This window comes from Uliginosibacterium aquaticum, from assembly GCF_012972705.2.
In the GTDB taxonomy this organism is placed as follows: domain Bacteria; phylum Pseudomonadota; class Gammaproteobacteria; order Burkholderiales; family Rhodocyclaceae; genus Uliginosibacterium; species Uliginosibacterium aquaticum.
Genome location: NZ_JABCSC020000002.1, coordinates 322,439 through 348,285, shown reverse-complemented (window position 1 = coordinate 348,285; position 25,847 = coordinate 322,439). Strand labels below are relative to the sequence as shown.

Genomic DNA, 25,847 nt, shown 5'->3' with positions numbered 1-25,847 from the left:
GCCTGCCGGGCGGGGCCGGGCGCGTGCCCTTTGCGCGCCTCTCCGCCTATTACTTTTTTTACTACGCTTTCATCGGCGTATTCATGCCTTACTTTGCGCTCTATCTGCAAGGGCGCGGCTTTCCTTCGGCGCAGATCGGTTTCCTGCTCTCGATCATGCAGTGGATGCGCCTGGCTGCCCCCAATTTGTGGGGCTGGCTGGCCGATCGTGCCGGCCGGCGCATGCCGGTGATGCGTATCGCGGCTTTGTGCTCCTTCTGCGGTTTTCTTGGCATCTGGCTCGGTGAAGGCCTGTGGAGTATTGCCCTGGCGCTGGCCGTGATGGGTTTTTTCTGGACCGCCCAGAGCCCGCTCGCCGAGGCCACCACTTTTGCGCATCTGGCGGGCCGTCATGGCTATGGCAGGGTGCGTGCCTGGGGCTCCTTTGGTTTTGTGGTGGCTGTACTGGGCATGGGCTGGTGGCTGGAGCGTGCCAGCATCGACTGGGTGATCCATGCCGGAATCGTGATGCTGGCGGCCATCGTGCTGACCTCGCTGACCGTGCCGGAGGCACCACCGGCAGACAAGCGCGCGAGTGGTGGCAGCCTTCTGAGCATCTTGCGCCGGCGCGAGGTGCTGGCGCTGCTGGTGTCCTGCATGCTGATGACGGCTGCGCACGGTGCGCTCAACGTGTTCTACTCGATCCATCTGGTCGAGGCGGGTTACGGTAAGAGCGTGGTGGGCCTGCTGTGGACCCTCGGGGTGCTGGCCGAGATTCTGGTCTTCATGTGGGCGCCGCGCCTGATGGGGCGGTTCCGCCTGCGCAGCATGTTGTTGCTGGCGCTACTGGTGGCGGTGGGGCGCTTTGCGCTGATCGGCTGGGGCGTGGAATGGATCGGTTTGCTGCTGGGTTTGCAGCTTCTGCATGGCATCACCTTTGGCCTCAACCATATCTGCGCGATCTCGGCAGTCAGCAAATGGTTCGCCGGGGCACATCAGGCGCAGGGGCAGGCGCTGTATGGCAGCATTTCTTTTGGCGCCGGCGGCATCATCGGCAGTCTGGTGAGCGGGGCCTTGTGGGATGGTGTGGGCGGTGGCTGGACCTTCACGGCCAGCTCGGTGTTTGCGCTGCTGGGGCTCGTGGTTTTGTGGCTGGGTTGGCCGGCCCGCCTTGGTGAGGGAGAGAAACGGGATGCGTGACAAGATAGCTCCTTGGGCCAGCGCCGCCGTGCTGCTGGCCGCGGTGGTCGGCTGCCAGACGGTGCAGACCACTCAGCCTGGCGTAGTGGGCGTTACGCGTGAGCAGCGTGTGTCGTCACTGATCGACCGTGGCCAGTTCAATCAGCAGTCTGCCTTGCAGTACAAGCAGGTACTGGGTGGCGAGCAGAAGAAGGGCGCGCTCAACAAGGATCCGGAGCAGGTGCAGCGCATCCGTACGATTGCTGACCGGCTGATTCCACAGGCCGAGGTCTTCCGCCCCGAAGCCGCCAAGTGGAAGTGGGAAGTGAATGTGATCACGTCCAAGGAGCTCAATGCCTGGTGCATGCCCGGTGGCAAGATCGCCTTCTATACCGGCCTGATCGAAGGCCTGAAAGCCAGTGACGACGAACTGGCCCAGGTGATGGGCCATGAGATCGCCCATGCCTTGCGCGAGCATGCGCTGGAACGGGCTTCAAGCGCGGCCACAGCGGGGCTGGGTCTGTCGATCATCGGCATCGCACTGGGGGCCTCTTCCGGGCAGATGGATCTGGCCGGGCTGGTCTACAACGTCACCTTTGAATTACCGAACTCGCGCGAACACGAAACCGAGGCTGATCGTGTCGGCATCGAGCTGGCGGCACGCGCCGGGTATGATCCGCGTGCGGCGGTCACGCTGTGGCAGAAAATGGGTAAGGCCAGCGAGGGCGCACCGCCCAAGTGGTTGTCCACCCACCCGGCTTCCGCGGATCGCCAGGCCGATCTCAAGGTGTATGGCGACAAGGTCATGCCGCTGTACGAGCAGGCCCGTCGGGGAAATCGATAAATATCGAGGACGCGCCCAGACTCTCCGATCAGGTCGGCTAGCCTGGGCGACTCAGCGCACTGCCACGGCCCCTTGCTCAGGGGCCGTTTTCACCTCTGCCGGCCGGATTTCGTGGTGCTGCCCCTTTAGGCGGCTCACCGGCTTTCAAGCCCGCTCCTGAAGTTGCCGATAAGCCTGCAGGGGGCTGGCGCCTGGACATCCGTCCTGCGCGCAGAGCCGCCAACACGAGGGGAGCTTTCCGCCGCCATGGAAACGATCCAGGGGCCGGGTGATGCGCGCATCGAGATCAAGCCGGCTGTGCTGCTGCTGGTCGATGATGAGGAGAACATCCTCTCCGCCTTGCGTCGCCTCCTGCGCCGGGACAACTACGTCATCCTGACGGCTTCAAGCGGGGAGCAGGGGCTCGAGATCCTGGCCCACGAAAAGGTCGACCTGATCGTGTCGGATCAGCGCATGCCGGGCATGCTGGGCACGGTCTTCCTGCACAAGGCTCAGGCCTCCAGCCCCGATAGCGTCCGCATCATCCTCTCCGGTTACACCGATCTCGATAGTGTGACGGCCGCCATCAACGAGGGGGCGGTCTACAAATTCCTGACCAAACCCTGGGAAGACGAAATTCTGCGTCTCTCGATCAGGGAGGCCCTGCATCACAAGTGGGTCCAGGATGAGAACCGCATGCTCCAGAGCATGCTGGTTACAGTGAATGAGGAGCTTGCAGTGGCCAATCGCAAACTCGCCGAACAGGCCGAATTTGCCGAAGCTTCGCTTGCGGCCACCCAGGAGTTGCTGCATGCCTTGCCGATGCCACTACTTGGCGTAGGGGCGGATGGCCTGCTGATGTTTGCCAATCACGCCGGCCTGATCCTGTTCAGCGAGGCGCTGCAGTTATGTCGCCCAGCGGCGGCCCAGTTGCCCGCCGAACTGGCGGTGCTGATCGCCGATCCGGCACAGAAATCCTGCCGGTTTGCACTCGCCGGGCAGGACTATCAGGCCCAGATCCAAAGCATGCCCCATGCCGAGCGCGGGCTCATCATTGCCATTACCCCGGTGCATTGAATATGGATACGCTGCAGGCAGGGGATTCCCGGCAAAGCTTTCTGCTCCTGGATCTGATCGAGGTCGGAGTGCTGGTCATCGAGGGCGAATCCCTGCTCTTTGCCAACAGTGCCTTCCTGCGTACGGTCGGACTGGAGCGCAGCGCGCTGCAGGGGCATGGTTTGCGCGAGCTGGCGGGAGAGTCCTGGATCGATTTCACGCTCGGGCAAAGCTGGGCGGATGCCTTGCCCTGGCCGATGGCCGATGGCAGCGATCGCTGGTTCGAGGTGAGTCTGCAGCCGAGCCAGTTTGGTGGGCGCCCGGTACAGATCGCCACCTGTACCGATGTTACGACCCGGATGCGTGCAGAAAGTGCCGAGGCATCAATGCTGCAGATGCTTACCGAGATCATCGAGAGTTATCCGGTGGGGACTTTCGTGCTCGATCGCGAGCATCGCATCAGCCACTGCAACCGTGCCTGCGAGATCATCACCGGGCTCTCGGCCAATGACATCATCGGCCGTGACGATGCCGGTCTGGCCCTTGGCGTTGCGCGTGGCGAATGGCTGGCTGACAAGGTGATGGGGTCGGTTGATGAGGCCTCCCTGCGCCAGCGCTACCAGGGGCGCTTCTGGCCTTCGCCGACGGCCGAGGGGGGCTATGAGGCCGAGATGTTCTTTCCTGCCCACGGCAAGCAGTCTGCACGCTGGCTGCACGCGGCCGCCGCGCCGCTGCGCGATGCGACCGGACAGATCGTGGGCGCCATTGAAACCCTCATCGACATTACGGCTCGCAAGGCCGTGGAGGCGGAATTGCAGAACGCGCATCAGGCCGCCGAGAGCCTGGTGGCGGAGCGCACGCGCGAGCTGCAAAGTGCCAAGAGCGAGCTGGAGCGCGACATCGCCCGTCGCGAGGAGCTCGAGCTGACTATGCATGAGCATCTGCGCGAGGTTACGCGCCTGAACTCAGAGCTCCATCTGGCCCAGGATCAGCTCATTCAGAGTCAGCAGCAGCTCGTGCAGAACGAGAAGCTGGCCTCCATTGGTCAGCTGGCGGCGGGTGTGGCGCATGAAATCAACAATCCCATCGGCTATGTATTCTCGAATTTCGGCAGCCTGCAGCTCTATCTGGATGATCTGCTCGGCCTGCTCGATGCCTATGTGGCAGCCGAAGGAATGATCGGTGACGAAGCCCTGCGTGCCTCGCTGGCAGCACTGCGCGAGAAGATCGATCTGGCTTACCTGAAAGAAGATGTGCTCGATCTCATGCGTGAATCGCGTGAAGGGATCGAACGGGTGCGCAAGATTGTGCAGGATCTCAAGGACTTCTCCCACGTTGATGCCAGTGCCGACTGGCAGTGGGTGGATCTGCACCGTGGTCTCGAATCGACGCTCAACGTGGTCAATAACGAGATCAAGTACAAGGCTGACGTGATCCGCGATTACGGTGTGCTGCCGCAGATTCAGTGCCTGCCCTCGCAGCTCAATCAGGTTTTCATGAATCTGCTGGTCAATGCCGCCCATGCCATGCCGGAGGGGCGGCGCGGCAGCATCACGGTGCGGTCGCGGGCCGAGGACGGGCAGGTGCGGGTTGAGATTGAGGATAATGGCAGCGGCATGGCGCCGGAGGTCATGCAGCGCATCTTCGATCCCTTCTTCACCACCAAGCCGGTTGGCAAGGGTACTGGACTGGGCCTCTCGCTCTCCTTCGGGATCATCCGCAAGCATCACGGCCGCATCGAGGTCAGCTCCACACCGGGCGTCGGCACCTGTTTCACGCTGCACCTGCCGGTACAGCAAACCGGGGATGCCGCGGACAGTGACCCCGATATACCGACGGGGGCGGAGGAGCGCCCATGAGCACCGGCTTCAAGACCCTGCTGCTGGCCCACCATACCGGTGACACTTCCGCTGCCGGCCGTGCCATTGCCGATTTTTCCGGTCGCGTGGCCCAGCGCAGCGGAGGTCTGCTGAATATTGCCGACATGCCCGGCAGCACCCTGGGCAATATCCCGGCCTTGCTGCGTCTGGTGATGGACGGGAAGGCTGACATGGCTTTCGCCCCCTTCGATCGCCTGTGCGAGCTGATTCCCAAGTTCGGCTTTGTCGGTATGCCTTTCGTGTTCGACGACCTGGCCCATGCCGATCGTGTGCTCAATGGCCCCTTTGCGGACTGGGCCCTGCCGGATCTTCTGCAACGTGGCCTGCACAGCCTTTCGAGCTGGGAGTGGGGCCGGCGCCAGATCAGCAACCGCGTGCGCCCGCTGCAACAGCCCGCCGATCTGGCCGGGCTGCGCATCCGCGTGCCACCAATCGCCATCAATCTTGACGCCATCCAGGCCCTGGGAGCGATGCCGGTGGTGGTCGAGTTTGCCCGCCTGATCCCGGCCCTGCGGCAGGGCATGGTGGATGGCCAGGAAAACCCGGTGGCGATCATCCACGGCTATCGCCTCTACGAGCAGCAACGCTATCTGAGCCTGCTCGATTACAGCTACGGCGGCATGCTCCACATCATCAACCGGCGCAGTTTCGAAGCCCTCAGCGCCGAGCACCAGAAGATCCTCGCCGAGGAGTCCCGGCAAGCCGGGCAGGCGATGCGCCTCGCCCTGCGGACAGAGGAGCTCAGCCAGATCGAAGCCTTGCGTACTGCCGGCATGCGTATCGAGCGGCCAGATCCGCAGCCTTTCCGAATCGCCCTGCAGCCTGCGCGCGAACGCCTTATCGAGCGCTTCGGGGCTGCGCGCGGGGGCAGCTTCCTCGCCATGGTCGAGCATCTGCGCGCAGGCCCAGCCACGGAGGATGCCGTATGAGCCAGGCTTGCTCGCTGCCCGCTGCACCGACATTTCTCACTTGCCTGCTTGATACCCTGACCGAAGGAGCACTCGGGATCGATGGGCAGCACCTCATTACTTATGCCAACCGTGCCGCCTGCTGCCTGCTCGGCTATCCGGCGCAGGCCTTGTGTGGTGCCAGTCTGCACAGCCTGCTGCAACCCAGGCGCGCCGATGGCAGCGCCTATCCGCCGGAGCAAAGCCCTTTTGCGTGGCTTGAGCGTGGTGGTGCCTTCTGCTTCATCGAAGACGTTTTCTGGCAGGCCAATGGCCAGGCACTGGATGTGGAAATCACGGCTAATCCGCTGCGACCTGGCGAGCCCGGCGCCGGTGCGGTGGTGATCTTTCGCGATATTGCCGAGCGCAAGAGCAATCAGGCGGCCTTGCTGAAGGCCTTTCAGGATCTGGACACGCTCAACGAGCGCCTCGAGCAGGCTCATGGCCAGCTCCTGCAGAACGAGAAGCTCGCTTCGGTGGGCCAGCTCGCGGCCGGCATGGCCCACGAGATCAACAATCCGATCGGCTTTGTATCCTCCAACCTCGGCAGCCTCGACAAGCATATCCAGGCCTTGCTGCGCCTGATCGAGCATTACGAAGTGCTTGAACGCGACGGAGCGCTGGCCGCTCCGCAGCTGGAAAGCCTGGCCCTGCTCAAGCGCTCCATTGATTACGACTACCTGCGTGAGGATGTGCAGGATCTGCTCCAGGAATCCCGCCAGGGTGTTGAGCGGGTGCGCCGCATCGTCAAGAGTCTGAAGGACTTCTCACGCGAGGGCGTGGAATACCAGTGGGGCGAGATCGATCTTCACCACTGCCTGGAGAGCACACTCGATGTGCTGGCGCGCGAGTTCGACGGGCGCTGCGAGCTGCATCGCGAATATGGCGACATCCCGCCTGTGTTCTGCCTGGCCTCCGAGATCAACCAGGTGTTCATGAGCGTGCTGCTCAATGCGGCGCAATCGATTCAGACGCAGGGCCGCATCACGGTGCGCACCACGCTGGAGGGGGAGCGCGTGGTGATCAGCATTGAGGACAGTGGTTGTGGCATTGCGCCCGAGGTGCTGCCGAATATCTTCGACCCCTTCTTTACCACCCGCCCGGTAGGGCAGGGCAGCGGGCTCGGGCTCTCCGTGGCCTACGGCACGGTGCAGCGGCATGGTGGTGATATTGAAGTTCTCAGTACGCCGGGTGCCGGCACCCGGGTGCGCATCCTGTTGCCGCTGCGTGGCGGCGCAGCCCATCTTCAGGGAGGCAAGCCATGAGCGAACTGTTGCCTGCCACTGGCTGGCCACCGGGCTTCACGGCCGCGCCAGTACTGCTGCTGGTCGATGACGAGCCCAATGTGCTCTCGGCCCTGCGTCGCCTGCTGCGGCCCAGCGGTTACCAGCTGCATCTGGCGGGCAGTGGCGCCGAGGCCCTCGAGCTCCTTTCCCGCGAGCCGGTGGATCTGATCGTGTCGGACATGCGCATGCCCGGCCTGAGCGGCGCCGAGTTGCTGGCCCAGGCGCGTGCGCGCTGGCCGGATACCCTGCGCATACTGCTCACCGGTTATGCCGAGGTCAGCTCGGCGATTGCGGCCATCAACGAGGGCGGCATCTACCGCTACATCGCCAAGCCCTGGAATGACGAAGAGCTTCTCAAGACGCTCCAGCAGGCGCTCGAGTTGCGTGGCCTGCAGGCTGAGAAACAGCGCCTGGAAGCCCTTACCGCGCACCAGAACGCCGCGCTGCGCGAGCTCAACGCGACGCTCGAAGACAAGGTGAGAATCCGCACCGAGGAGCTGCGCATCGCCAATCAGGAAATCTCGCTGGCGATGGAGAAGTTGCGTAAAACCTTCTTCACCTCGGTACAGGTGCTCTCCAATCTGATCGAGATGCGCGCCCCGGCGCTGGCCGGGCACAGTCGGCGGGTGGCGGATGTCGCGCGCAAACTGGCCGAGAAAATGGGGCTGGGTGCCGATCTGCAGCACGAAATCCTGCTCGCCGGCCTGCTCCACGATATCGGCAAGATCGGCTACCCGGACGCCCTCTTTGGTACCCCGCTGACACGCATGAACAGCGACGAACTCGGGATTGCCCGCAAGCATCCGATCAATGGGGCGGCAGCCCTGATGTCGATGCCGGACATGCGCGGCGTGGCCGACATCATCCGCAGCCACCACGAGCGCTGGGATGGGCAGGGTTTTCCGGATGCGCTCACGGGCGAAAAGATCCCGCTCGGTGCGCGCATCCTGGCGCTGGCCAATGATTACGACGGCGCCCAGCTTGGCACTCTCAGCGCTAAACGGATGACGCCGGAAGAAGCCAAACAGTGGGTCATCGAAGGGCGCAAGTTCCGCTACGACCCGGATGTGGTCGATGCCTTCGGCCAGCTTATCGGCAAACTGCCACGCCAGACCATCATCGAGCGCCGCCTGAGTGGCGCCGAGCTGGAGGCCGGCATGGTGCTCTCGCGTGATCTGCATAGCCCGGACGGCATGCTGCTGCTCGCAACCGAGTATGTACTCGATGACTTGCTGATCCGCCAGATCCGCGATTTCGAAGAGTCCTTCGGTCGCCGTCTGGTGGTGTGTGTGCGGGTATGAAGCCGGCCATGGACGACACGCTGAAGATTCTGCTGGTCGATAGCGAAGCCGGTCTCCATGAGGCCGTCAGTGCAGCCCTGCAGCGCGGCGGCCTGAGTTTTACGCTGCAGCGAGTCGCCACCCCGCAGGCACTGCCTGATCTGCTCCGCGTCGGGCCAGTCGATTGTCTGCTGTGCTGCATGCGCCCGGCCGACGCACTCCCGGCGGGCGGGCTTCCGGCAGGCCTGCGCCTGCTCGAAGAATGGCTGGCGCTGCCCGAGCTGCCGGCAGTGATCATGCTTTGTGAGGCTGGCGATGAGCAGGAAGGAGCGGGCGGCGGCAAAGGGGGCTATGCGCTGCGCAGCCTGTGGCTGGGGGCGGCGGATTACGTGCTTAGCGACAATCTTGCGCTGCTGCCCCGGCGCGTCCGCTCGGCCGTGCTGCACCAGCGTGCACTGGCCGAAGCGCGGCTGCATGATGCCGAATATGCCCTGGCGCTGCAGATCCTTCGCGGCAGCAGCGATGCGATCTGTGTGACGGATGCCGAGGCGCAGATCGTGCTGGTCAACGACGTGTTCACCCAACTGACTGGCTATTCCTTTGACGCAGTGCGCGGGCGCAATCCGCGCATGCTCCAGTCCGGCGAGCACGATGCAGGCTTCTATGCCGAGATGTGGCGCGCGATCGAGGAGGAGGGCTGCTGGCAGGGCGAAGTCACCAATCGCAAACAGGATGGCGAAACCTATCGCGAGTGGCTGCGGATCTCGTCGGTGCGTAATGATGCTGGCGAGATCACGCATTACGTTGGCCAGTTCGGCTACGTGGCGGCCCAGCGCCAACTGGTGGAACGCATCCACCATCTGAGCCAGTTCGATCCGCTCACCGGCCTGCCCAGCCGTGGCCTGTTCCTCGATCGGCTTGAGCAGGCGCTGGTGGCTGCCAAGCGCAGCCAGCGTTGTGTGGCGGTGATGCTGATCAACCTTGACCGCTTTCGCAGCATCAACGACGCACTGGGTCAGGCCCTGGGCGATCAGGTGCTGATTGAGATGGCCCAGCGCTTCTCCAGCCAGATCCGCCAGGGCGATACCGTGTCGCGCCTGTCCGGTAACGAGTTCTGTTTCCTGCTTGGCGAACTGGCCGATCCTGAACTGGCCCTGCATCTGGCCAGCCGCCTGCAGAGCCTGATCACCCGGCCGGTGGAAAGTGCGGGGCACAGCGTGATCGTGAGCGCCAGCATCGGCATCAGCGTGTCGCCACGCGATGGCCTCAACTCCGATGAGCTCATCAAGGCCGCCGATGCCGCCCTGATGCGCGCCAAGCATGAGGGCGGCAACTGCTTCAGCTTCCACTCGCATGGCATGGATGAGGATGCGCGCCGGCGTCAGCTGATCGAGGCCTGCCTGCGCGAGGCGCTGGGCAAGGGCGAGTTCGAACTGGTGTATCAGCCGCAGAACAGTCTCGACAGCGGCAGCATCATCGGTTGTGAGGCCTTGCTGCGCTGGTACAGCCCGCAACTGGGGATGGTCAGCCCGGGGGAGTTCATCCCGGTGGCCGAAGATACCGGCCTGATCATTCCGATCGGCTCCTGGGTGCTGCGCGAAGCTTGCGAGCGCAACAAGGCCTGGCAGGATCTTGGTCTGCAGCCGCAGCGCGTGGCGGTCAATCTCTCGGCGCGCCAGTTTCGGGGGGACAGCCTGGTTGAGGAAGTACGTAACGTGTTGGCGGATACCGGGCTGGCCGCAGAGTTCCTGGAGCTGGAGATCACCGAGTCCGCGCTGATTCACGATCTGGATGCGGCGATTGGTACTTGCCGCAAGCTCAAGGCATTGGGCGTGAAGCTTTCGCTCGATGATTTCGGCACCGGCTATTCCTCGCTGGCCTATATCGCGCGTTTCCCCTTCGACAAGCTCAAGATAGACCAGGGCTTCGTGCGCGATATCACCCATAACCCTGCCAATGCCGCGATCGCCACGGCGGCCATCGCGATCGCTCACGGCCTCAATCTGGCGGTGCTTGCCGAAGGCGTGGAAACGGAAGCGCAGGCTCTGTTCCTGCGCAGCCGGCGCTGTCATGCCATGCAGGGCTATCTGTTTCATCGGCCGTTGGCGGCGGACGACTACGCCCGCCTGCTCGCCAGCCGTGAGCGCCTGCATCTGGGTGAAGTGCTGGCACAGGGCAACCAGTACCTCCTGATCGTGGATGACGAGCCCTCCATCCTCAGCGCGCTTACCCGCCTGTTCCGCCACGAGAGTTTCCGCGTACTCACCGCAGCGAGCTGCAATGAAGCCTTCGAGCAGCTGGCACGCCACCCAGCACGCGTGATCCTTTCGGACCAGCGCATGGCCGGCATGACCGGCACCGAGTTCTTTGCCCGCGTGCGCCAGCTTTATCCGGATACCGTGCGCATCATCCTGTCGGGCTATACCGAACTTGAATCGGTCATGGATGCGATCAACCGTGGTGCGGTGTACAAATTCCTCACCAAACCCTGGGAGGACGACCAGCTGCGTGAGCAGATTCGCGAAGCCTTTCGCATCGCGGCCAGCAAGGAGCCATCGTGAGCGTCCGCCAGGCCCTGGCCCGCATGCCTTGGCCGCGTCCGGGCAGCCAGGTCATGATGGCCGGCATGGTGCTGCTGGCATTGCTGACCTTCGTGCTGGTGGGCTGGCATTTCACTTACGAAGCGCGCAGCAGTGCAGACAGCAATCTTGCGGCGATCGCCGAACTCAAGGCGCACGAGATCGAGCGTTTGCTGGAGGAGCGCCGCCATGCCGCCATTCTCGCCGCCTCGCGGGATTTGCCCCTGGCCATGAAGGTATGGGTCGGGGAGCGTCAGCAACCCCATGCCGATGAGCTCATGCGCGCCAGCCTGAACAGCAGCCTGCGTCGGCTCAAGGATGCGAGCCGGATTGATCTGTATGACCCGAGTGGCCGATTCCTGATCAGCTCGGCTGAGCGCGCGCCCGATTTTGCGAGCCTGGCCGATGCCGCCACCGGGGAGGCGCCACAGCCGCACTTTGTGGATCTTCACTTGAGTGCCGCCTCGGGTTCTCCCCGCCTGGGCTTTGTCGTGGCACTCGGGCGGGATGATTATCTGCCCGGTTTTGCCTACATCGAATTCGATCCGGAACTTACCCTGTATCCGACCCTGGCCGTCTGGCCTGGCAGTCAGCGCAGTGGTGAGCTGGTCCTGGCGCGGATCGACGGGCGCCAGCTGGATTATCTTGCCCCCCTCGGCGCAGGCCGGATTGCCGCCCTCAGCACGCAGGCCAGGCTTGATGAACTGGGGGTTGAGCTGCCCTGGCCGGGGATGACCTTGCTAACGCCCGGGAGGGATTACCGCCAGATCGAAGTGCGCCGCGCCTTGCACGATATCGAGGATGGCCGATGGTGGCTGGCGGCCAAGATTGATGAACAGGAGATCCTCGCGCCGGCGCGACTGGCCACTCTCTATGCCGGCCTGTTCATCGCGATGACCACCCTTGCCCTGCTGCTGCTGGCTCATCAGAACAATCGTTTCGCTCTGACCCGTGCCCTGCAGCGCGAGCGGGAGCGCCATGCCGGTCTCCTTCAGGCCTTCATGAATGCGGTGCCGGAAACCCTGCTGATGCTCAAGCCGGAGGGGCGTCTGGAACTGATCAACCAGACGGGAGCCCGGCGCCTGGGCGGTACGCCGGAGCAGATGATCGGGCAGGATATTTTCCGTCAGCTCAGCCCTGAGATCGCGGCCAGCCGCCGCGCCGCGCTGGAGCGGGCACGTGATACGGAGGAGCCACAGCGGCTGATCGATCATCGCCAGGGGCGTGAGTTTGAAAGCATGATTTATCCCTTGGGCGATGGTGAGCATGTCGTCGTGATCGGAATTGATGTGACCGAGCGCAACGCCGATGCGCGCCGTGCCCAGCGCCTGCAGGCCACCTTGCAGAGTTTTATCGATCACCTGCCGGGCACGGCTTATGTGAAGGATCATGAGTCCCGCGTGCTGATGGCCAACCGGGGGTTTCAGACACTCCTTGGCATCGATCCGGCCAGCATGATCGGCAAGCTCTCGAGCGAGATTTTCCCGGGCGAATTCGGCGCCAAGATCGTGGCGGATGATCTGCGCGTGCTGGCCAGCGGCGAAACCGAAGCGCTCGAAGAGGAGTTTGCCGGCCGTCACTATGAGTCGATCAAGTTCTGCATCCCGCGCGATGAAGGCCCGCCGGGGCTGGGCGGCGTGACGCTCGATGTGACTGCGCGGTTTGAAGCACTCAAGGCCCTGCGTGAGCGGGAGGCACTGTTCCGCACCGTGGGAGACAACCTGCCCGAGAGCTATCTCTACCAGATCCTGACCGGGCCGGGCGAGGCGCGCAGCTTTACCTACATCAGCTCGGGTGTGGAGCGCATTCACGGCATTACGCCCGAGAGCGTACTGGCCGATGGCCAGCAGCTCTATGCTTGCGTGCATCCAGAAGATGTGGCGGTGCTGGCCGACACCGAAATACGTTGCCAGACCGACTGTAGCGAGTTCTCGATGGAGCTGCGCATGCGTCGCCGCGAGGGGGATTACGGCTGGTTCATCATGCGCTCGCGGCCGCAGGTACTGGACAACGGCCAGCTGCTGTGGAATGGCGTGATTACGGAAATTACCACCCGGCGCCGTTCCCAACTTCTCATTGAGCTTCAGGCCCGGCGTGCGAACGCCTTGCTGTCCATGCCCTTGAAAGCCGAAGTGCTCGATGAGGCAGGCTTTCTTTCCTTCGCCCAGGATCTTGCCGAGGCGCTCACGGCCAGCCAGATCGCGTTCATCCATTTCATCAGTGAGGATGGCCGCTCCATCGAACTCGTGGCCTGGTCGCGCAACACGCTTACGCACTATTGCCAGGCGGTGTTCGACAAGCATTACCCGCTCGAAAAGGCCGGTATCTGGGCCGATGCTGCGCGGCTGCAACGGCCTGTGGTGGTTAATGATTACCCCGGCGAGCCGAACAAACGCGGTCTGCCCGAGGGGCATGCCACGCTTCAGCGCCTGATCACCGTGCCGGTGGTCGAGGAAGGGCGTGTGCGCATGCTTGCCGGGGTGGGCAACAAGGCAAGTGATTACACCGATACCGATGTCGAGAGCCTGCAGCTGATCGCCAACGAGGCCTGGCGCATTTCCCGCAAGCGCCGCATTGAGAGTGCGCTGCGGCAGACTGCGCAGGTGGTTCAGGCGAGCCCTGCGATCTGCTTCCGCTGGCGTCTGGAGGAGGGCTGGCCGGTTGAGTTCGTGTCAGACAACGTTCGCCGCTGGGGCTATGAGCCGGCCGCGCTGGTTGCTGGGGAACCGAGCTTTGCCAGCCTGATCCATGCGGAGGATCTCGCACGCATTGGCGAGGAGGTTGGCGTATATCTGGCTGCCGGGCATGCCGAGTATGTCCAGGAGTATCGCCTGCGTTGCGCCAACGGCGAGTACATCTGGGTCTCGGACTACACCACGGTGGCGCGGGATGTTGATGGGCGGGTCTGCTATGTCGACGGGGTGCTGACCGATATCAGCGAACGCAAGGCTCAGGAGGCGTATCTCGCCGACAACCTGCGGGCCCAGGAAGCCCTCAACCGCCGGCTCGAAGAGGCGCACACGCAGCTCTTGCAGGCCGAGAAACTGGCGGCCATTGGCCAGCTTGCAGCCGGCGTGGCCCATGAGCTGAACAATCCGATCGGTTTCGTACACTCTAACCTGGGCACCCTCAGCGAGTACTGCACTGCACTGATCACCCTGTGCGACGCTTACACCACCCTGATCGACGAGGCTCATCCGGATAATCCGAATCTCGCCGAAATCCGTCGCATCAAGCAGGACCAGGATTACAACTACCTGCGCAGTGACATTTTCCCCTTGCTTGAAGAGTCTCGCGAAGGCCTGCAGCGGGTGCGCAAGATCGTGCTGGACCTGCGCGATTTCTCGCGCACCGGCGAGCAGGACTGGGGCTTTGCCGACCTGCATCGGGGCCTCGACGCCACCCTGAACATCCTTGCCAACGAGCTCAAATACAAGTGCAAGGTGCACAAGGCCTACGGCAGGATTCCGGAAATCGAATGTGTCATCTCGCAGCTCAATCAGGTCTTCATGAACCTGCTCGTGAATGCTGCCCAGGCCATTGAAACCCAGGGCGATATCACCATCACCAGCTGCATGGTGGGCGAGGATCAGGTGTCGATCAGCATCGCCGATACCGGCCAGGGGATTCCGCCCGAACACTTCAAGCACATCTTCGACCCCTTCTTTACCACCAAGCCGATAGGCGTCGGAACCGGTCTTGGCTTGTCCCTGGTGTTCGGCATCGTCAATCGCCACCACGGCCGCATCGAGGTCAGCAGCGAAGTCGGGCAGGGCACTACTTTCCGCATCCTGTTGCCAATACGCCAACCGGCACCGGCCGAGCTTTCCGAATCCAACCCCAGCCAGGAGGCCCCCTATGAGCCAGATCCTGATTCTTGATGATGAGCCTGCCATTCTGCAGTCCTTGCGCCGCATGCTGCGCGTGGCGCCCTGCGTGTATGGAAGCCAGCACTTCGACCTGCAGATCGAAACCTTCGTTTCCGCGCGCGCTGCGCTGGAACGGGCCCGCCATGAGCCTTTTGACTTGTTTCTGACGGATTACCGGATGCCGGAAATGGACGGCGTCAGTTTCCTCAAGGCTGTCAAGGAAGCTCAGCCTGATGCCTGCCGCCTGATCCTCTCGGGCTATGCGGATTTGAATGCGCTGACGCGGGCGGTGAATGAGGTGGGCATCGATCGCTTTATCGGCAAGCCCTGGAACGATTACGAACTGGTCTCGGCAATCGCCCAGGCGCTGGCGCATCGTGAGCTGCTGCTGGAGAACCGGCGTCTGGCCGATCTGATGCGCGTGGATATCGGCGATCTGAGCCCGGCCGATCTCGAAGCCCGCCGCCTCGAAGCCATCGAACCCGGTATTACCCGGGTCAGCTGGGCGGCGGATGGCTCGGTGATTCTTGAGCCAGATCCCGAGTCTGAAGCGCCCGCCGGGCGCGTAATCTGAGCAAGCGCCGCGTCTGGGTGATCTTGTTGAGCGCCAAAACTTTATGGGACTCTTTGGCCATCACCAGCAAGGGGCCTTGGGTCAGCGCGGGCGCTTGAGGCTCACAGCGCACTCCAGATCAGCTTGATGCCGGTGAGTAGCAGAAAAATGTAGCTCAGGCGGTAAAACAGCTTTTCGTCGATACGCTTGTGCAGCCAGATGCCCAGATACACGCCGACCGGTGCCAGCGGGGCGAGCACCAGCGCCGTGCCGAGGTTGCGCGCGTCAAGCAGGCCCAGCTCCGCGAAGGGCACCAGCTTCAGGTAATTCACCATCGCGAAATACAGGGTGAGATTCGCCACCAGCACCGTCTTGTCCAGCTGCTTGGGCAAGAGATAAATCATGATCGGCGGGCCGCCCGCGTGGGCCAGCGTGCTGGTGAAGCCGGAGAGGCTGGTCCACCAGCTGGCGCGCAGCCACTCCGGCAGGCGCGAAGTGTCCTTGAGCTGCAAGCCCGCTAGGCGCTGCAGCGCGAAGAGGATCGCCAATAAGCCGATGATCAGGTTCAGCGCCGTCGGCGAGATGTGGCGGAACAGCAACCAGCCCACGCCGATGCCCAGCACCGCGCCCGGCATCAGGCGGCGCAGCAGCTTGTAATCCCAGTGCGGGTGATACGACCAACTGCCCACCAGGTCCATCAGGCACAGGATCGGCAGCATCACGCTCGCCGCCTGGGGCGCCGGAATCGCCAGCGCCATCAGCGGCACCGCCAGCACGCCCAGTCCGCCGGCGAAGCCACCCTTCGAGATGCCCGCCAGCAGCACCGCCGGCACGGCGGCGAGGTAGAAGTACGGATTGGTGATGAATTCCATGGGGTGACGGGAAGCGAAGCGGGTGGGGAGGGGATTATTCCGTGATTTGCCGGAATTGTAGGGTGCGCATTGCGCACCATTACGCTGGATTGAGTGCGGGATCAGCGTGCGCGATGCGCACCCTACAAGGCTGAGCGCAGCGAACTGCGCCGAATGCATTGGCGCAACATCCGGCGCAATTCCGCTGCGCTTCATTGTTCCCTGCGGCGCCCTACGTTTCCATTGGTTCATCGCAGCCGCATCGGCTGCCTGAAGACCAAGTCTGGGCGCAGCTCTTCAGGCAGGCTGCAGCATCACCAGCTTGATGTGCTCGTGCTCCACCGGCCGCAGGGTGACTTGCTGGTAATGGATCAGACCGCGCTGCGGGTGCTGGAAGCCGCGCTCGCCGCCCTGGCGCTCGAGCACGTCGTGCTGTTTCCAGAACTCGGCGAAATCCGGGCTGGCGGCGGTGAGCTCGTCGACCAGGCGGAGCAGGGCGGGTTCGTCCAGCCGGGTGCGGCAGTCGGCGCGAAATTCGGCGGTGATGCGGCGTGCGCGGATCTCCCAGTCGATCAGGAATGTGCGGGTCTCCGGGCGCAGGAAGACGAAGCGCAGCATGTTGGGCGGCGGGGCGTTGGCATCAACAGGCTGATCCAGCCAGCCGGTGAAGAGTTCGGCGGCGGCGGTGTTCCAGCCGAGGATGTCCCAGTAGCGGCCCATCAGGTAGGCGGGCACGCCGATGTCGGCGAGCAGGGTGCTGAAGATCGGCGCCGCATCATCGTCTTCAGGCAGGCTGGCCTGCGGGTCGCGCCGGTCGGCCATCTCGAAGAGGTAGGCGCGCTCGCTGCGGGTGAGTTTGAGGCTGCGGGCCATGCGGTCCAGCACCTCGGCGGAGACATTCACCTCGCGCCCTTGCTCGATCCAGGTGTACCAGGTGGGGCTGATGCCGACGAGCTGGGCCATCTCCTCGCGGCGCAGGCCTGCCGTGCGGCGCCGGCTGCCGCTGGCAAAGCCGAAGTCGGCGGGCTGGCTGCGCGCACGCAGCGCCTGCATGAAGTCTCCGAGTTCCTTGCGGCGGGCGTCCATGATCAAAGTCCGGTGAAATGAGCTGTGGCGAAATTTTCTGCAAATGCGCGAACCTCTTCGACGGTGCGCAGGCGCAGGCGCTGGCCCGTGAATTGTTCGAAAAGTGCGGCGTGCCCGGCGCGCGAGCAATCGTTGCTTCGCGTTTCGTAGGCGCCGGCCCAGTTCAGCAGGCTTTCGAGGCTTTCTGCAGTCTGCGTGCGACCCATGTGCGGGGCATCGCCCCGCGCTCGCAAGCCTAGCCGCTCGGCGCAGATGCTCCATTCGAGGTCTAGCCAGATCAGCAGGTCTGCGTGAGGCAGAAAATGTTCGGCGAGCCTGCCGAATACACCTTCCGCAATCCAGTCCGGCGCGCTGCGTGCATCCTCCAGTAGTCTGAGAAGCTCAGCCTCGCTGCGCCTTGTCTCGAAACTGCCCGGCATCCAGAACAGGTCGTCCATGTGAATCAGACTTCCTCCCCGGCGTTCGGCCATGCGTGTGGCCAGCCAGGTTTTGCCACTGCCACTGTTGCCGATGATGAGCGCTTTCATTTTCCGGAGCTTGCCTTGATTGCTGCCCGCAGCAGCCTATCTTGAGTGATCAATCCTGTTAGTGTTGATACTAGTATAAGCGCTTGCCTTGTGCGGGTATAGACGCAGGGCTAGTATCCGCCCCACATACCGGGGAGGTTTCTCCGGAACCCAGATCCGCGCTGAGTCTCAATGTGATTCCGGCGCCCAGGCAAGGAGTGATTTGAATGGCCAAGACCCTTTACGACAAGCTGTGGGATTCCCACGTTGTCCGTCAGGAAGAAGACGGTACCTGTCTTCTTTATATCGACCGTCACCTGATGCACGAAGTGACCAGCCCGCAAGCCTTTGAAGGCCTGCGTCTGGCCGGCCGCAAGGCTTGGCGCAACACGTCCATCGTGGCCGTGCCGGATCACAACACGCCGACCAACAACTGGGATCGCGATATCGAAGACCCGATCTCGAAGACTCAGGTCGATACGCTGGACGCGAACATCAAGGAATTCGGCTCGCTGATCTACTTCCCGTTCAAGCACAAGAATCAGGGCATCATCCACGTGATCGCCCCGGAAAACGGCGCAACCCTGCCGGGCATGACGGTGGTGTGCGGCGACAGCCACACCGCGACCCACGGCGCGTTCGGCGCGCTGGCGCACGGCATCGGCACCTCGGAAGTCGAGCACGTGCTGGCGACGCAAACCCTGGTGCAGAAGAAGTCCAAGGCCATGCTGGTGAAGGTGGAAGGCGCGCTTGGCGCGGGCGTGACGGCCAAGGATGTGGCGCTGGCCATCATCGGCAAGATCGGTACCGCCGGCGGTACGGGTTACTGCATCGAGTTCGCGGGCTCTGCGATTCGTGGCCTGTCCATGGAAGGCCGCATGACCGTGTGTAACCTCGCCATCGAAGCGGGCGCGCGCGCCGGCATCATCGGTGTGGATCAGATCACCATCGATTACCTTGAGGGCCGCGAGCATGCGCCGAAGGGCGAGCAGTGGAACCAAGCCGTCGAATACTGGAAGACGCTGCACACCGAAGAAGGTGCTGCGTTTGACGCCGTGGTGGAAATGAATGCCGCCGAGATCGAGCCGCAAGTGACTTGGGGCACCTCGCCCGAGCAGGTGCTGGCCGTGGGCGGCAATGTGCCGAACCCGGCCAACGAAGCTGATCCGGTGAAGCGTGCCGGTATCGAGCGCGCGCTGCAGTACATGGGCTTGCAAGCCGACATGCCGATCACCGATATCCAGATCGACAAGGTGTTCATCGGCTCCTGCACCAACAGCCGCATCGAAGACATGCGCGCTGCTGCGGTCGTCGCCAAGGGCAAGAAGGTGGCTGCCAATGTGAAGCTGGCGCTGGTGGTGCCGGGCTCTGGCATCGTCAAGCGTCAAGCTGAAGCCGAAGGTCTGGACAAGATCTTCATCGAAGCCGGTTTCGAATGGCGTGAGCCGGGTTGCTCGATGTGTCTGGCGATGAATGCCGACCGTCTGAGCCCGGGCGAGCGTTGCGCTTCGACCTCCAACCGCAACTTCGAAGGCCGTCAAGGCCCCGGTGGCCGTACTCACCTGGTGAGCCCGGCCATGGCCGCTGCCGCCGCGATTGCCGGACACTTCGTCGACATCCGCCAGGCTTAAGGATATAAACAATGAAAGCTTTTACCCGTCTCAATGGCCTCGTGTGCCCGATCGACCGCGCCAACGTCGACACCGACGCGATCATCCCGAAGCAGTTCCTGAAATCCATCAAGCGCAGCGGCTTCGGCCCCTACCTGTTCGACGAATGGCGCTACGCCGATTTCGGCGAGCCGGGCATGGACTGCACGAACCGCCCGAAGCGTCCCGAGTTCGCGCTGAACCAAGCGCGCTATCAGGGTGCGCAAGTGCTGCTGGCGCGTGACAATTTTGGCTGCGGCTCCTCGCGCGAACACGCGCCCTGGGCCATCGAGGATTACGGCTTCCGCGTGATGATTGCCCCGTCCTTCGCCGACATCTTCTTCAGCAACAGCTACAAGAACGCGATCCTGCCGATCGTGGCCTCTGCTGAAATCGTCGACCGCCTGTTCAAGGAATGCGAAGCAACCGAAGGCTACAAGCTGGACGTGGATCTGGAAGCCCAGACCGTTACCACGCCGAGCGGCTTCTCTTTTAGCTTCGACATCACTCCGCACCGCAAGCACTGCCTGCTCAACGGTCTGGACGATATCGGCCTGACCCTGGTGCATGCTGAGCAGATCAAGGCTTTTGAAGCCAAGCACAAGGCTCAGCAACCCTGGCTGTTTGCCTGATCAAACCATACGAAATACAAAGCGCCGGCTGATGCCGGCCTTTGTTCATGCAAAGGAAAAGAAATGAAGATCTGTGTTCTGCCGGGCGACGGCATTGGTGTCGAAATCATCGCTGAAGCGGTGCGTGTGCTGGATGCGCTGAAGAGCGACGGCCTGAAGATGGAAATGGAATACGCCGAGCTGGGCGGCTGTGCGGTGGACTCCACCGGCTCGCCTTACCCGGAAGCCACCCAGAAGCTGGCGCGCGCGGCTGACGCCGTGCTGCTCGGCGCCGTGGGCGGCCCGAAGTGGGATGTGCTGCCGCGTCCGCAGCGCCCGGAACGTGGCCTGCTGGGCATCCGCAAGGATCTGAACCTGTTCGCCAACCTGCGCCCGGCCGTGCTGTACCCGGAACTGGCCAACGCTTCTTCGCTGAAGCCGGAAATCGTGTCGGGTCTGGATATCCTGATCGTGCGCGAACTGACCGGTGACATCTATTTCGGTGAGCCGCGTGGCATCGCTGTAGAAGATGGCAAGCGCGTTGGCCGCAACACCATGATCTACAACGAAGACGAAATCCGCCGCATCGGCCATGTCGCCTTCAAGTCCGCTCAGAAGCGCAACAAGAAGCTGTGTTCGGTCGACAAGATGAACGTGCTGGAAACCACCCAGCTGTGGCGCGACGTGATGATCGAAATCTCGTCCGAGTATCCGGATGTCGAGCTCTCCCACATGCTGGTCGACAACTGCGCGATGCAGCTGGTGCGCGCACCGAAGCAGTTCGACGTGGTCGTCACCGGCAACATGTTCGGCGACATCCTTTCCGACGAAGCTTCGATGCTGACCGGCTCCATTGGCATGCTGCCGTCCGCTTCGCTGGATCAGAACAACAAGGGTATGTACGAGCCGTGTCACGGTTCTGCACCGGACATCGCCGGCAAGGGCGTGGCCAATCCGCTGGCAACGATCTTGTCCGCAGCCATGATGCTGCGTTACAGTGGCAATAACGAAGCGGCTGCTGTCCGCATCGAAGCCGCCGTGAAGAAGGTGCTGGCCGCTGGCCTGCGCACCGGCGACATCTGGGAAGAAGGCACGAAGCGCGTCGGTACGCGCGAAATGGGCGACGCGGTCATCGCAGCCCTGTAAGAACGGAAACGTGATGCAACGGACACAAAATACATTCGGGCTGGAAGCTTTCTGCGCTGCAGAGGCTTCCGCTCGCGTGTCCGTTGTCACGACCGTCACCACCACGACCAAAAAAACCACCACGGTTTAGCCCTGTCACGCCGCTATGTGTCTCCGCGGTGGCGGAGACAGGCTAAAGCGAGCGGAGGCAGTTCTGGCAGAGGTAATTCACATGAAGAAAGTTGGTATTGTCGGCTGGCGCGGTATGGTCGGCTCGGTGCTCATGCAACGCATGCGCGAGGAAAACGATTTCGCCCTGATCGAGCCGGTGTTTTTCACCACTTCGAATGCAGGCGGCGCTGGCCCGGCTGAGAGCGGCGGCGCGCCTCTGAAGGATGCCAAGTCCATCGCCGATCTGGCGAAGATGGATGTGATCATCACCTGTCAGGGTGGCGACTACACCAACGAAGTCTTCCCGCAACTGCGCGCGGCTGGCTGGAATGGTTACTGGATTGACGCGGCTTCGAGTCTGCGCATGAAGGATGACGCGATCATCATTCTCGATCCGGTCAACAAGAACGTGATCCAGGATGGTCTCTCGAAGGGCGTCAAGAACTATGTCGGCGGCAACTGTACGGTCAGCCTGATGCTGATGGCGCTGGGCGGCCTGTTCCAGAACGACATGATCGAGTGGGCGACCTCGATGACCTATCAGGCCGCGTCGGGCGCTGGCGCACAGAACATGCGCGAGCTGATTGCGCAGATGGGTTCGATTCACGCTTCTGTCGCTGATCTGCTGGCCGATCCGGCTTCTGCCATCTTGGATATCGATCGCAAGGTTGCTGAAACCATGCGCTCGCCAGCCATGCCGGTGCAGAACTTCCGTGGCGTGCCGCTCGCCGGCAGCCTGATTCCTTGGATCGATGTGCCGTATGAGAACGGCCAGAGCAAGGAAGAGTGGAAGGGCGGAGCCGAGTGCAACAAGATCCTCGGCAAGCCGGCGTTCCGTACGGCGGGCTCGGTGCCCATTGATGGCCTGTGCGTGCGTATCGGTGCGATGCGTTGCCATAGCCAGGCGCTGACCATCAAGCTGCGTCAGGATGTACCGCTGGATGAGATTCATGAAATTCTTGCCGGTGCCAATGACTGGGTGCGCGTGATTCCGAACGAGCGTGAGCGCAGCGAGCGTGAACTGGCCCCGAACGCCGTGACCGGTCATCTGCATGTGCCCGTTGGTCGCCTCCACAAGATGGCGATGGGCGGCGAATACCTTGCAGCCTTCACTGTTGGCGACCAGTTGCTGTGGGGCGCGGCCGAGCCGCTGCGCCGCATGTTGCGCATCCTGCTGGAGGCTTGAGCAGGTTTTTACTGTTCTTGTGAAATAAGTCCTTGTAGTCCAGTGTTTTGATCTATAAGGAATTTGGGATGCGGCGGTTGCGCTTCAGAGCGGGCCGCCGTATTTTTATTCGACCTTCAGATTGATGCCCGTGGCGTATTTTTTCGCCAGACGGAATTGCCGCAATGCCCCTGAAATACGGTGTTGTATTGCTGATACTCAGGTAATAGGTTAGCTTGCGGCGATAACTCGTTGATGTTATTTTGAAGTTTATCTCTAACCCTCAGAGACGGTGGCTTCCTGAATGCACCGCGCGTACTCGATATGAAAACTCCGATGCTTCGTAACACCCTCGTCGCAGCGATGATGTTGGCCTTTTGCGGAAGTGCCGGCGCTGCCGGGCTTGGCCGTATCAATGTCATGAGTGCGCTAGGGCAGCCTCTGCGCGCTGAAGTCGAACTCTCGGCCAGTCCCGAAGAGCTCGATGGAATGATTGCGAAGCTGGCATCAGCCGAAGCGTTCAAACGTGCCAACGTTGAATATCTCGCTGAATTCACCAGCGTAAAAATGGCTATTGAACGTCGGGGTAGCAGATCAGTCGTCAAGATCTCCACAGACCGTGCTTTCAATGAGCCCTTTGTAGAACTACTGCTCGACCTGAACTGGGTGGGCGGTCGTCTGCAGCGTAATTACACTTTCTTGCTGGATCCTTCTGATGTCGGGCCCGCTCGGGTTGCAGCACCGGTTGTTGCGCCAGTCGTGTCTGCACCGGTAGCCAAGGGGGCTACGCCGACTTCCGGACCCGCTACGCCTCGCGAAACGAAATCTGCAGCGGCCGCGTCTCCAGCACCGGCAGCTGATATGACTTCTGGTGAGTACAGCATCAAGCGCGGTGACACGCTCTCCAAGATCGCAGCAGAAACCAAGCCGGCTGAAGTCAGTCAGGAACAGATGCTGGCCGCCCTGTATCGGGCCAATACCGATGCGTTTGTGGGGGGCAATATCAACCGTCTGCGTGCTGGGCGCATTCTTAAGGTGCCGGAGGCAGCTGGCGTCGCGGATATTTCCAAGCGAGAGGCCCGTCAGATCGTCCTTAAGGCCTCGAGTTTCGAGCAGTATCGTCAGTCCGTGGCTTCTGCTGCAACAGCCGCTCCAGCTAAGGAAGGTGGTGCAGCTCAGGGTTCCTCGGGCAAGATTGCTCCCAAGGTTGAGGAAAAAGCTGTTGCTGCGCAACAAGGTAAGGACAAGGTTAAAGTAACTGCGGCCGAAGGCAAAGCTTCGGCGGCGGCAACAGGTGATGCGGCCACCAAGGCACGCATCCAGTCGTTGCAGGATGATGTGGTCGCGCGTGAAAAGGCGCTCAAGGAGGCTAACTCGCGCGTTGCTGACCTTGAGAAGAATGTGCGTGAGTTGCAGAAGCTTGTCGATCTGAAGAACAAGAGCCTGGCGGATGCCCAGGCTGCAGCGAAGGCTGCCGAAAAATCGGACAAGGCCAAAGCTGAGATGAGTAAGGCAGACAAGGCCAAGGCTGAAAAGGCTGAGGCTGCAGCCAAGGCCGAGGAGGCCAAGCGGGCTGACGAGGCCAGGAAGGCTGAGGAGGCGCGCAAGGCAGAAGAGGCTCGTCTGGCTGATGAGGCCAGGAAAACTCAGGAAGCTCTCGCCGCTGAGGAGGCGCGCAAGGTCGCCGAAGCCTCGGCAGTTGCTGCATCGGCGCCTGTTGCAGAAGCGTCTGCACCGGTGCTTGAGCCACCGGCGCCGGTCGCCGAAATATCTGCGCCTGCGGTGGAGCAGTCTGTAGTGGCGGCCCCGAAGCTTGAGCCAGCCCCGTTACCGGTTGAGGAGGAGGGTTTGCTCAGCAATCCCTTGTTGGCCCTGCTTGGACTGGCGGGAGTTGCCGGTGCTGTTGGTTATGTGGTCGTTAAACAGCGTCGAAAAATGGCAGCTGCGGGTAGCGGGAATACTCAGCTGACTGAATCCTCGATTACCAGTCCTAACTCTGTGTTTGGCAGCGCCGGTGGTCAGACGGTGGATACGGGCGGCACTAGCTTGCTGCATACCGACTTCAGCCAGTCTGGTATGTCCGCGATTGATGCTGATGAAGGCGTTGATCCGGTCGCTGAAGCCGATGTGTACATGGCTTATGGCCGTGATGCTCAGGCTGAGGAAATTCTTCTCGATGCACTGAAGAATGATCCTTCGCGTACTGCGGTGTATTTGAAGCTGCTCGAAATCTATTCGCAACGTCGCTCCCTGAAGCAGTTTGAGAACATTGCAACTGATCTCTACACTCAGACGGCAGGTGTGGGTGACGATTGGAGCAAGGCTGCGGCGCTGGGTCTGAAGCTCGATCCCGCCAATCCGCTCTACAAGATGGCTGCTGGTGATGCGGTTCCTGCGGCCGTCGCTGCTTCGGCTGCAGTGAATCTGCCGCCTGAAACTCCGATGGCGGAAGCGCCGGCAGTGAGTTTTGGCACCAATAACATTTCGCAGGTCCGTTCGACGTGGACTGTACCGGGTGAGATCAATCAGTTCACGACGGGTGAAAGTGACATGCCTGTGCTGGCTGAAGCGACTCCCGCAGCGCCGGTCCAGCCGGTCCCTGAGTCCCTGAATCTGGATTTCAATCTGGATCTTGAAACCCCCGCAGGAGTCGATCAGCCAACCGAGATGGAGCCTCGTGAGGACGAGTTCCGGACGATGGATGAAGCGACTTCGACCCAGCCTTCACTGCCGGGCGAAGAAATGCCGCTTGAGTTTGATATCGGACTGGATGATGAACCAGTGACGCAGGCTGTTGTGAAACCTGCTCAGGCTGCGGTAGCGGCTGATGAGGATTTCGATCTGGGTATTGAGACGTCTGGTCGCGGGGAGTCGCTTTCTGAAGTGGATCTGGAGAAAACCAACTTTGAAGGCAGTTTGCTTGATTTCGATTTCGAGTTGGGCGAAGAAACCAATACCAAACCGACCATGCTGGATCTGTCTGCCGTGAATCTCCGTGCCGAGAATGCCGCAAGTCCTGCCGCCTCGCTGACCGCTTCCGTCGTGCATGAGCCTATTCAGGACAATATCGATGTCAATGAAGAGGTCAGCACCAAGCTCGAGCTTGCTAAGGCATACGAGGAAATGGGCGACATGGAAGGCGCGCGTGAGCTGCTCGAAGAGGTGATCTCGGATGGTGCCGACTTTCAGAAGGAACAGGCTCGCACGATGCTCGGGCGCCTAGGCTGATTCATGAGGCTTGCTAGCTGAATAC

General features: G+C 62.1%; 18 protein-coding genes. 15 read left to right on the top strand and 3 right to left on the bottom strand.

The annotated features are described in order from the left end of the window. Nucleotides 1-23: 23 nt before the first annotated feature. From HJ583_RS09030 to HJ583_RS08985, 10 genes are all read left to right on the top strand, one after another. Nucleotides 24-1,178, top strand: a complete 1,155-nt coding sequence (locus HJ583_RS09030; RefSeq protein WP_170021621.1) for an MFS transporter — start codon at nucleotides 24-26, stop codon at nucleotides 1,176-1,178. Beyond that, nucleotides 1,171-2,001: a M48 family metallopeptidase gene (locus HJ583_RS09025; protein WP_170021620.1), complete on the top strand. Its 831-nt coding sequence runs from the start codon at nucleotides 1,171-1,173 to the stop codon at nucleotides 1,999-2,001. Before HJ583_RS09030 ends, HJ583_RS09025 begins: the two co-directional genes overlap by 8 nt. A gap of 246 nt (nucleotides 2,002-2,247) precedes the next feature. Beyond that, nucleotides 2,248-3,057 (top strand): response regulator, encoded by an 810-nt coding sequence (locus tag HJ583_RS09020; protein ID WP_170021619.1) that lies wholly within the window; start codon nucleotides 2,248-2,250, stop codon nucleotides 3,055-3,057. Nucleotides 3,058-3,059: 2 nt separating this feature from the next. Then, the gene (locus tag HJ583_RS09015) at nucleotides 3,060-4,895 is read left to right on the top strand and encodes an ATP-binding protein (RefSeq protein WP_170021618.1); all 1,836 of its coding nucleotides are present in this window, start codon (nucleotides 3,060-3,062) and stop codon (nucleotides 4,893-4,895) included. After that, the gene (locus HJ583_RS09010; RefSeq protein WP_170021617.1) at nucleotides 4,892-5,845 is read left to right on the top strand and encodes a TRAP transporter substrate-binding protein; all 954 of its coding nucleotides are present in this window, start codon (nucleotides 4,892-4,894) and stop codon (nucleotides 5,843-5,845) included. Before HJ583_RS09015 ends, HJ583_RS09010 begins: the two co-directional genes overlap by 4 nt. Beyond that, nucleotides 5,842-7,128 carry an ATP-binding protein gene (locus HJ583_RS09005; protein WP_170021616.1) on the top strand — a complete coding sequence of 429 codons (1,287 nt, stop codon included), beginning with the start codon at nucleotides 5,842-5,844 and terminating at the stop codon, nucleotides 7,126-7,128. Before HJ583_RS09010 ends, HJ583_RS09005 begins: the two co-directional genes overlap by 4 nt. Beyond that, nucleotides 7,125-8,450: an HD domain-containing phosphohydrolase gene (locus HJ583_RS09000; protein WP_101942669.1), complete on the top strand. Its 1,326-nt coding sequence runs from the start codon at nucleotides 7,125-7,127 to the stop codon at nucleotides 8,448-8,450. The genes HJ583_RS09005 and HJ583_RS09000 overlap by 4 nt, the downstream gene beginning before the upstream one ends. 8 nt (nucleotides 8,451-8,458) lie before the next feature. Further along, nucleotides 8,459-10,990 carry an EAL domain-containing protein gene (locus tag HJ583_RS08995; RefSeq protein WP_170021615.1) on the top strand — a complete coding sequence of 844 codons (2,532 nt, stop codon included), beginning with the start codon at nucleotides 8,459-8,461 and terminating at the stop codon, nucleotides 10,988-10,990. Then, nucleotides 10,987-14,889, top strand: coding sequence for a PAS domain-containing protein (locus tag HJ583_RS08990; protein WP_170021614.1), 3,903 nt, complete (start codon nucleotides 10,987-10,989; stop codon nucleotides 14,887-14,889). Before HJ583_RS08995 ends, HJ583_RS08990 begins: the two co-directional genes overlap by 4 nt. Beyond that, entirely contained in the window at nucleotides 14,867-15,451 is a 585-nt protein-coding gene (locus HJ583_RS08985; protein WP_170021613.1) for a response regulator, read from the top strand. The genes HJ583_RS08990 and HJ583_RS08985 overlap by 23 nt, the downstream gene beginning before the upstream one ends. Before the next feature lie 101 nt (nucleotides 15,452-15,552). Here HJ583_RS08985 and HJ583_RS08980 read toward each other — a convergent pair whose 3' ends face one another. The 3 genes from HJ583_RS08980 to HJ583_RS08970 form a co-directional block, all read right to left on the bottom strand. Next, nucleotides 15,553-16,302, bottom strand: a complete 750-nt coding sequence (locus HJ583_RS08980) for a sulfite exporter TauE/SafE family protein (RefSeq protein WP_170021612.1) — start codon at nucleotides 16,300-16,302, stop codon at nucleotides 15,553-15,555. A 276-nt stretch (nucleotides 16,303-16,578) separates the two neighbouring features. Then, entirely contained in the window at nucleotides 16,579-17,367 is a 789-nt protein-coding gene (locus HJ583_RS08975; RefSeq protein ID WP_170021611.1) for a helix-turn-helix transcriptional regulator, read from the bottom strand. Nucleotides 17,368-17,369: 2 nt separating this feature from the next. Next, on the bottom strand, nucleotides 17,370-17,804 hold the full coding sequence (locus HJ583_RS08970; protein ID WP_170021610.1) for a P-loop NTPase family protein: 435 nt from the start codon (nucleotides 17,802-17,804) through the stop codon (nucleotides 17,370-17,372). Nucleotides 17,805-18,100: 296 nt separating this feature from the next. On the opposite strand from HJ583_RS08970, the gene leuC reads away from it, so the two are divergent. The 5 genes from leuC (at nucleotide 18,101) to HJ583_RS08945 (ending at nucleotide 25,822) form a co-directional block, all read left to right on the top strand. Next, entirely contained in the window at nucleotides 18,101-19,504 is a 1,404-nt protein-coding gene (leuC, locus tag HJ583_RS08965) for a 3-isopropylmalate dehydratase large subunit (RefSeq protein WP_170021609.1), read from the top strand. An 11-nt stretch (nucleotides 19,505-19,515) separates the two neighbouring features. After that, on the top strand, nucleotides 19,516-20,154 hold the full coding sequence (gene leuD / locus HJ583_RS08960; protein ID WP_170021608.1) for a 3-isopropylmalate dehydratase small subunit: 639 nt from the start codon (nucleotides 19,516-19,518) through the stop codon (nucleotides 20,152-20,154). A gap of 63 nt (nucleotides 20,155-20,217) precedes the next feature. After that, nucleotides 20,218-21,279 (top strand): 3-isopropylmalate dehydrogenase, encoded by a 1,062-nt coding sequence (gene leuB / locus HJ583_RS08955; protein WP_170021607.1) that lies wholly within the window; start codon nucleotides 20,218-20,220, stop codon nucleotides 21,277-21,279. Nucleotides 21,280-21,490: 211 nt separating this feature from the next. Further along, nucleotides 21,491-22,615 (top strand): aspartate-semialdehyde dehydrogenase, encoded by a 1,125-nt coding sequence (gene asd / locus HJ583_RS08950; RefSeq protein ID WP_170021606.1) that lies wholly within the window; start codon nucleotides 21,491-21,493, stop codon nucleotides 22,613-22,615. A 303-nt stretch (nucleotides 22,616-22,918) separates the two neighbouring features. Then, nucleotides 22,919-25,822 carry a FimV/HubP family polar landmark protein gene (locus HJ583_RS08945; protein WP_456243325.1) on the top strand — a complete coding sequence of 968 codons (2,904 nt, stop codon included), beginning with the start codon at nucleotides 22,919-22,921 and terminating at the stop codon, nucleotides 25,820-25,822. The last annotated feature ends 25 nt before the right edge of the window (nucleotides 25,823-25,847 follow it).